Raw genomic sequence first — 8,022 nt, forward strand, 5'->3', positions numbered from 1 at the left:
CTTTCGGGTAATGGCTGCCTTTGAAATCGACCATGATCTGGAACTCAACCTGCCTGCTCATCTTCAACCCAGATCTATGGCATCACCAACCTGGCGGCAAATGCGCTGAGAAATTTGCGACAGAACCTTCTTTTCGGCCATCCAATGCCCCATGGCGAACCGGAACATTTACACCGCGTGTCGGTTACATCCGAGCGGAGGTCGTATAGCCATTTCAAAGCGATCGGTCATCCGAATACCCAAGGAGATAACAATGAAGAAGTTCCTGACAACAACCGCACTGGCCATCGTTTTGATCGGCGGTAATGCCTATGCCGCAACCATGGAACCGATGGCAATGTATCAGCAACAGCCGACCGACATTAGGGCATCGAAGCTCATCGGTACGCGGCTGTATGCTACTGAAAAGCCGATGACAGCGGATATGATGGTCAAGCCTGGCGCGGAAAAGGAGTGGGATGACATCGGAGAGGTAAACGAAGTTATTCTCAGCCGGCAAGGTGAAGTCAAAGCGGTCGTTCTCGGCGTCGGCGGCTTCCTTGGCTTAGGCGAAAAGGCCGTCGCAATCCCGATGAAAGATATCAAGTTCGTTCGTGACGGCGACGATGCGGATGACTACTTTCTAGTCGTTAATGCCAATAAACAGATGCTGACCGACGCACCGGCATATGTTGCTCCAACCACCGCGGCGAGCAATTCGACGAATGTGGCCAAGCCTTCCCCGGCGGGTGACACCGCTCTGGTCCGCCCGGACGTTCAGCGCGAGGGTTATCGCACGTCAGAAATGAAGGATTTGACTTCCGAAACTCTCACGGGAGCCCACGTCTATAGCGCCAAGGACGAAGACGTCGGCGAAGTCGACAAGCTCGTTCTCAACGACAATGGTACCGTCAAGCAGCTGGTGCTGGATATCGGCGGTTTCCTCGGGATGGGCGAACATCGGATCGCGGTGCCTCTTGATCAGGTCAATATCATGAGGAACGAGAAGGGTGACGATGTTCGGGTCTATGTCGATGCCACCAAGGAGAAGCTGAAAGCTCAACCCGAATACAAGAATTGATGCCGCGGCCTGGGTCACCCGCCCCAGGCCGTGCCCTTCTTGCGGGTGATCAAATTTGCTGGCTCATTTTAACGCGAAGAAGGCCTTTCCGTTCGCTAATCGCGTTGGTTGATTGCTGCCGGCGGACCGATGCGGCGAAACCGAGAATGCCGCACCGACCTAATGCTTTATTCGCGGCACCTCGGTCGGACTTGGCGTTGAGACATGGTCGCAGTTCCCTGTTTACGCGCCTGTGGTTCCGCAATTATCTGGTCGACTGCTGTCGAGCCGATTGGATCATGTCTGGAGAAACATCGCCCGCGAAACAGACAGGCGCATATCCACCTCCGCGGTTGTAGGCGCTCCGCTTGCCGCACCGTCTCCCCTCACGGTCGGTGTTGTAAGGGCAGGCGCAAGACCCTGGATACATCGAGATGGATTCCGCGATGATCCTTTGGATCACGATGGAATCGGAAATCTGAGGCGTTGTTGGTGTGACAGGGTCGGCACCGGGCCCAGTATCAGCTTCGTTTGATGCCGTCCGCTCACGCTGGTCAGGCTGCTGTGTACTTGGCCGCGCGTCGGAAAGGAGCGCGGTCGAAATCCACCCTTCCCGCCTCGTCAGCCCATCTCGTACCCTCGACCAGTCACCATCGGTTTCGGTCACTTCCAGTTCTCTGCCGTTGTCATATCGGTCAATTATGCCAAACGTTTTTCCGGGTCCGGTGCGCAATGCCACCTTCTGGCCCTCCACGAACCGGGTAACGGTCAAAGCTGCATGCGGGAGGCGCGAGGGCGCGGCCGGCGTGACCGAAGGTATTGGCGCGCTCGTCTCCGCAGGCTCCTCCGCAACGGTCTTCTTATTGTCAATGACGCCTTGGTTGGCGGCGGGAGGACTTTGCGGCTCGATGGCAGGGTCTTCAGATTTGTGAAAGTATGAGACGACCAACCCAAGGCCGAGCATCAGGAACACAACGCCCGGATTTAGTTTGGTCTGCTTTCGCGAACGACGTCTACGCCGCATCTCCCGGCCCCACTACCGCGTTATTGCACCGCTGCCTCGCGTCGCCGGATTCTGATTTCGATGCGCCTGCGGGTCTCGACGTTGCCAGCCTGGCCAACGGTGAGCGTGTCGCCGGGCAAGATAAGCTGCGCGGCGGACAGAGGCAGGACGGTGATCCCCGACAGCGACTTGTTGGCCCTGAGGAGATTGGCGACCGAGATCGCACGGGCGAGTCCAAGCCCGGCGTTGTCGGCCGGCTCGAGCGTCGTAATTGGTTTCCGGGACGACAGGACGTCGATGGAATTCTTGTCGAGGTTGGAATTCAGCCGCGAGATCGGCTGCTCATCTGTATGGCCGATCACCTCGACGATGTCGGCACCGTAGGTCCCGAGGTTTTTCGCGATCTCGTCGGAAATCGATCCGTTCAGTTGGTCTGTGAATGAGGTGGAAAGCTCAGCGCTGCCGGAGCGGAAGAAATAGCCATTGGCTTCGGCCAAGCTGATGATCGGCGGCCACTCGTGCGGCTTTCCAGACGCGCTGAGCTTCGCAAGCTCTGCCTCTCGCGCCTCGTGTTGTTTGAGCGCCGCTTCCAGTCGAGCCGTTAGATCACGCCGCTGCGCATTGAGACGGTCGTTGGCGCTTTCCAAATCAACCGCCCGCTGCTCCGCGGCAATAAGAGCCTCAACACGCCTGAGCATATCGGCGGCATCTTTCTCTCCGAGAACTTCCTTGATGCGTTTATAAGTATCCTTCTGCAGGACGAGTTCGCGCCAGTCCTCGTCGTACGCAGCTTGCTCCGCCTCCGGCAATTTGCTGGTGAGGGCAGCGACTTCGGCCTCGAGTTCCTTAATCTGCTGATCCTGCTGACGGTGTGTTTCGGTGACGGCTGACAGTTGCTCGATGGCATCCTCTGCCCGCTTGCGTTCCTTCACGATGATCGCCGCGGTGACCAGTAGCAGGCAGAAGACGACGAGAAGCAGAGACTCGGCCATGGTGAACCCGAGGATGAGTCCGCGGTTGTAGCCCTTGGTTTCGATCTGACCCGCGTTCTCCGGTGTCATCGTTGCCACCATGACTTCCGCGGCTTGTCATCCTCGGTGTCAGCAACACTTACGATGCCCGCAATGTCCACAGCCGCGGGAGCATCGGGCGTGTCGTTGGCCGCTGATGGCAACGCTCCGGATGGCACGTGGGCCGACAGCTGCGACAAGGCACGTTCGATCCGTTCGCCGCGGAGACGGCTTTGCTCTTCGGCTGCCCTAGCCTCGTTGTGACGTCCGGTCGCCGCCTCAACGAATCCCGTAAGTTTGGCGGTGCTTGCCGCGTGGGCTTCGTAAGCGGTCTTGGATGTCGCAACGACGCCTTCGATGACGGCTGTCAACTTAGCGACGGTCTCCGTCGATTTTGCCTGCGTGGCAGCGGCGGCACCCACCTCGTTGGCGAGCTTGGTCAGGTTCGCGGCGGTCTCTTTGAAAGGCCCGAGGTCTGCCAGGACCTTCTTTGCCGTCTCGCGGGTATCGGCCGCATTCTCGCTGATCGCCTTGGCGTGGGCGTCCACAATGGACTTGAGGGATTCCACTGCGGGCGAGACGTCGATCCTCAAGACGTCATCCGGAGAACGGGCCGCGGAGTATTTCCCGATGACGTTGTCGATTGCGTCGGCAAGCTGCTTCGACTTGTTCGTCATCGTGGTCGCGAGGTCGTTCATCTGGCTGGAGAGCTGGACCACGTTCTTGGCGTTCGCATCCGAGAGCTGGGACACGTTTTTATGGGTCTCTTCCAAGGTCGCCAGGAGCTGCGTTGACGCCGCCTGGATTGATTCTACGGCCTTCGCGGACATGGCCTCGATGGCGGTTCGCACGGCTTCGCCGTTCTTTTCCGCCTGACGGGCGATCTCCTCGAATCCTTCGGAAAGCATCTGATTGCTGGTGCGCCGGTAGGAGGAGAACTCCATTGCCGAGTTGTCGAGCTCGGCCCTCACCCGCCTGGTCATCTCGGCGAGCTCGTGTCTGACGGCCTTTTCGATATCGGCGGGATCGCGGCGCATCTGATTGAAGAAGATGCGGAGTGCGATACCAGTCACAGTGGAAATGATCGCGATACCGAAATTCCGAACGACGTCCTCGATTGAAGCTTCGCCTGTGAACTTATAAAGCGAGACGCCCAGGCTCGTCAGCGTGTAGATGAAACCCATGTAATAGAGGTTGTCGCCGGCCTGCTCGCTGTGGACGCGCAGACCAGGAAGCATGTTTACGCCCATGTACAGGAACATCATCGCGACCGGGATCGCGGTGATGAGCCCAATGTCGAAACCCCAGACTTTACCCAGCCAGATGACGGCGGAACCGACCAGCGTCAGAAAAACGAAAAGGACGATCGGTCCCTGGTTGCGGACAAGGCTTCTCATCGATGAGGTACTCATTACATTGTTCCTGTCAAACGCTCGATTCCCGAGAAGTGGCCGTGGTTGGAGCCGATCCACGCCGTCCAGAATTCCGGCAGGTTCTTCAAGGCAGCGGAGCTTTCCCTTTGGAAGAACAGCAGCTTGACATCCACACCCTCCAACGGGGTTCTAAACTTGTTTCGGGCAACGCTGCCTTCAAATGCCTTGATGTCGGCGCCGGATTTGTACATCGAGAAAGCTGGCGTGAACTCCATCATGTCGGAGGCGACAATCAGCCGCTTTGGCTTTCCATCGAGCTTCGCATCGGTGAAGCTTTCGATCGCGATACGCTGGATTCCAGCCATAATAGGCGACTGCTTCGATGACGTGCCATCGCCCATCTGCTCCTCGATCTTTTTAAGTGGTTGGTTGAAGGCCCGGTCCCAACGCTGCTGAATCTTCTTGGGATTCGATGTCCATGGGTCCGCGCTCTCGCTATCCCCCGGATTGCATCCGTGGAACGTTCGCTCGGGTTTGCCTTCAACGTCCGTGAGGAGGTAGACCTCGATCAGGCCATGCTGCTCGACGTCCGCAACGATCCGCTGAAACTCTCGTTTGAGGTCGACCTTTGTTATGTCGGAGATCGGGTCGGTGACATCGAGCAATACCGCTGTCGCCGACGTGGCACCGCTTTCGGGGCAAAGGTCCGCATCGAGCGTTGGTGCGGCCTTCGCTTTGTACCAGAGCACGGAGTAGCCGCCGACCGCACCGACGATGGCGATGACGAGTACGATGATGCCGATGATCTGGCCGGCAGAGCTGCCTCCCCGGCGGCTTCTGCGCTTACGCCGGGCTGCCATTGATCGTCTCCGGATAGATGTGGTCGAGCTCGTGATAAGCTGTGACTGCGTCTTCGAATGCATTGCTGATGCGCTTCATCTGGGCCGAAAGATCGGCCTGGGCGGTCTGGATGCGTTCGCTGAGGTCTTTGTCGGCCCAATCATCGGACGTGTCGATGATGACCTTGCGGCGCTCCATCTTATACTGCGCCTTGAAATGCTTGGGTTCCTCTTCCGTGCGTGCTGCCCGGTTCTCCTCACGATAAATCGCCAGAAGCTTTCGTCCGACGCTCTCCAGCTGTGTCTGGTGTTCGCCGAATAGCTTAGTCATGCGTGTGCGCGCGTCGATGATGGCCGCGCATTCCTTGCGTCGCTTCGACAGCCCCTGGATGATAGCGTCGATCTTTTCGTTGTGGTCGTCGCGGATGTCTTTGAGCCCCTCGACGCGATGCTCCCTTTCGGCCGCGTAATCGTCGCGGGCGTTGACGTAGCGCTGATAGGTCCCGGCATAACCCGGATATGGATCGGTCATGAACAAGCCGTCGACGAGCGCGGCGGTCGAAAATAGCAAGCCACCCGCGAACAACACGAAGGAATCGATATCCACGAGGCCAAGCGGGTCAGACGCCAGCCGCCGCCGAACAAGGGGGCCGATGTTGTCGACGGCGGTCGCGGAGATTTCGCGGTAATGCGCCATTGCGAGATTGAGGGCGATTGCTAGGGCGAACCAGAAAAGGAGGCTGACGAAGCCGATGAGCTTTAGCCCAAAGAAACGTTGGTTTAGCCGACGAATTCCGAAGAGCGCCAATAGGAACGTGCCGATGACATTGACGAAAGCAAAGCCAAACGCATAGCCGATGCCGCCTACGAGGCCGCTGTCGTTTCCTTTCGCGAGATAGATGCCGTTGACCCCGGTTTCGACGATCAACAGGAGCGCCACGAACAGAATCTTTAACCCAAACTCAAGAGAACTCCTGACGCGAGCGATCCGCTTTTCCAGCCCGTTTCGCTTTCTAAATTCCTCAAGCTCCTCGTCGGTAGCCTTGAGGTCCTGCCGGCGGATGAACAGCTCGTCTCTGCCCTTGGTGACGTCAGCCTGGAAATCCTCGACACTGGAGTGGTTAGTCATCTCGATCTGGCTGAAGTGGCCGTCAAAATCGAGGTTCCGCAGCCTGGTGGCATACGTGTTGAGCTGATCTTCGAGAACCTGGAAGGCTTCGTCGCGCTGGCTTTCGACCCGGTCCACGATGGATCGCTCGACATCGTCCAGCTCCCGGGCATTCGATGCCGGAATATTTGTTTTGCCGTTCGCGGCCGCCTTGCGCTCGATCTCCATCGATTTGGCGAGCTTTTCCGGATCCAGCGGCGGAAACGGGTCCGTCGTAATGCGGAAGTCGTGACTGGACTCCCGGAGGCTATCGTACAATTTGGTGAGTGATTCAAACTTGGCCATCGCGAAGCCCTGCGTGCATGCTGATACGTGATCTCATCATTTTCCCCACTGGGGCGGACGCCATCCGGCTGCTATGGCTTCGCCCTCGGAACAGAACCACCGCTCGCCCTTGCGGACATCGATTTTTGTCTTCGCGTAGTCCTTCGACCATGGCGCGTGATAGATTTTCTCGTGTTTGCTGTTGATGTTGCCCTTAATGGGGCACCCTCCTGCAGGCGCGGCCGAGACGGCGCTATCCCATTTGTGGGACCTGAAGTCCCACGGCGTCTGGGTGGCCGCCTGCCAGACGCCGACGTGCGCGGCATGGGCAATCTCTTCGGCTTTGACGTAATCCACGGAATACTTCCGGAACGCCCACGCCAGGCCCGAAGCAATCATCTCGCCATTGATGTCAACGCCGTCTGCAACACAGCTTGCAACCCACCGGCCATACATGTCCTTCTCGTGAGGCGTGCACGTGACGTCGCGTCCGATGACAAGGCTCTCCAGCTTCCGAAGCGCGACCTGTCCGCAGGCCCAGTCGCTATCGTCCGCCGCTTTGCAGAGTTGACCTGCCTCGGGCGCGTCGATGCCGTGGAGACGATAACGAACACCGTCCAGGTCGATCGTATCTCCGTCTATCACGCGTACATTTGAAGCAGCAGAAGCGCCCACCGCCGTCAGTAACAGCAGTAGTGCGATCACTAGAATTCTGGAAAACAAGACACGCCCCTCTTCGCGCCATACGTTTATTCTAGCGGTTGTGATTCCGCAACCAGAAGTCCAGAGAAAATTAAGGAATGGTAAACGAGCTTATATTGCTACGGCTTGCCGTTTTCACCTCGGCGATATGAAGCTCGCCATCAACCGCGACATGTCGGATTTCTGCCACCGATCGGCGAGATGGAGGCGTGTCCATGGTCGGGCTTGGCGACCCGTGATGAGTCGGAGGCCGCTAGAAGTTCTCCATCCGGACATTGAGCAAGTCGTTCGCGAACGCTCGAACAATGAGGGCCTCGAACTTGCCGATCAACTGGTCGGGTACTTCGTAGGCGCTGCAATAGCTCGCTATGTCGTGCAGCGGGACCGATTGCTTTACGATTTGCCTTTTCTGTTCCTGAGGGCCGCGATATTCGACCTTTTTCTGAGGATGGGACACGCGCTGGTTCTGTCGCAAATTTCTCAGCGCATTTGCCGCGAGGTTGGTGATGCCATAGATCTGGGTTGAAGATGAGCAGGCAGGTTGAGTTCCAGATCATGGTCGATTTCAAAGGCAGCCATTACCCGAAAGAGGTTATTCTATACGCGGTGTTTTTCTACGTCCGA

At 57.8% G+C, this 8,022-nt stretch carries 7 protein-coding genes; 1 reads left to right on the forward strand and 6 read right to left on the reverse strand.

All coding sequences use genetic code 11. From position 1 onward, the window contains the following. Positions 1-253 precede the first annotated feature (253 nt). On the forward strand, positions 254-1,060 hold the full coding sequence (locus HJB83_RS33775) for a PRC-barrel domain-containing protein (protein ID WP_221117954.1): 807 nt from the start codon (positions 254-256) through the stop codon (positions 1,058-1,060). A gap of 244 nt (positions 1,061-1,304) precedes the next feature. Here HJB83_RS33775 and HJB83_RS34835 read toward each other — a convergent pair whose 3' ends face one another. The 6 genes from HJB83_RS34835 to HJB83_RS33805 form a co-directional block, all read right to left on the reverse strand. After that, complete coding sequence (locus HJB83_RS34835; RefSeq protein WP_221117955.1) at positions 1,305-2,063, reverse strand: SH3 domain-containing protein; 759 nt, start codon at positions 2,061-2,063, stop codon at positions 1,305-1,307. Between the two features lie 20 nt (positions 2,064-2,083). Next, entirely contained in the window at positions 2,084-3,103 is a 1,020-nt protein-coding gene (locus HJB83_RS33785; protein ID WP_259671239.1) for a hypothetical protein, read from the reverse strand. Beyond that, positions 3,100-4,464 carry a methyl-accepting chemotaxis protein gene (locus HJB83_RS33790; protein ID WP_221117957.1) on the reverse strand — a complete coding sequence of 455 codons (1,365 nt, stop codon included), beginning with the start codon at positions 4,462-4,464 and terminating at the stop codon, positions 3,100-3,102. Before HJB83_RS33790 ends, HJB83_RS33785 begins: the two co-directional genes overlap by 4 nt. Then, the gene (locus HJB83_RS33795) at positions 4,464-5,285 is read right to left on the reverse strand and encodes a hypothetical protein (protein WP_221117958.1); all 822 of its coding nucleotides are present in this window, start codon (positions 5,283-5,285) and stop codon (positions 4,464-4,466) included. Before HJB83_RS33795 ends, HJB83_RS33790 begins: the two co-directional genes overlap by 1 nt. Beyond that, entirely contained in the window at positions 5,269-6,600 is a 1,332-nt protein-coding gene (locus HJB83_RS33800) for a hypothetical protein (protein WP_221117959.1), read from the reverse strand. The genes HJB83_RS33795 and HJB83_RS33800 overlap by 17 nt, the downstream gene beginning before the upstream one ends. Positions 6,601-6,753: 153 nt before the next feature. Continuing rightward, positions 6,754-7,419: a thermonuclease family protein gene (locus HJB83_RS33805; protein ID WP_221117961.1), complete on the reverse strand. Its 666-nt coding sequence runs from the start codon at positions 7,417-7,419 to the stop codon at positions 6,754-6,756. Positions 7,420-8,022 lie beyond the last annotated feature (603 nt).

The sequence above is a fragment of the Rhizobium sp. NZLR11 genome (assembly GCF_019685115.1).
In the GTDB taxonomy this organism is placed as follows: domain Bacteria; phylum Pseudomonadota; class Alphaproteobacteria; order Rhizobiales; family Rhizobiaceae; genus Rhizobium.

Coding starts and splice junctions, on each gene's coding strand:
- HJB83_RS33775 (WP_221117954.1), top strand. CDS start 254: ATGAAGAAGTTCCTGACAACAACCGCACTGGCCATCGTTTTGATCGGC.
- HJB83_RS34835 (WP_221117955.1), bottom strand. CDS start 2,063: ATGCGGCGTAGACGTCGTTCGCGAAAGCAGACCAAACTAAATCCGGGC.
- HJB83_RS33785 (WP_259671239.1), bottom strand. CDS start 3,103: ATGACACCGGAGAACGCGGGTCAGATCGAAACCAAGGGCTACAACCGC.
- HJB83_RS33790 (WP_221117957.1), bottom strand. CDS start 4,464: ATGAGTACCTCATCGATGAGAAGCCTTGTCCGCAACCAGGGACCGATC.
- HJB83_RS33795 (WP_221117958.1), bottom strand. CDS start 5,285: ATGGCAGCCCGGCGTAAGCGCAGAAGCCGCCGGGGAGGCAGCTCTGCC.
- HJB83_RS33800 (WP_221117959.1), bottom strand. CDS start 6,600: ATGGAGATCGAGCGCAAGGCGGCCGCGAACGGCAAAACAAATATTCCG.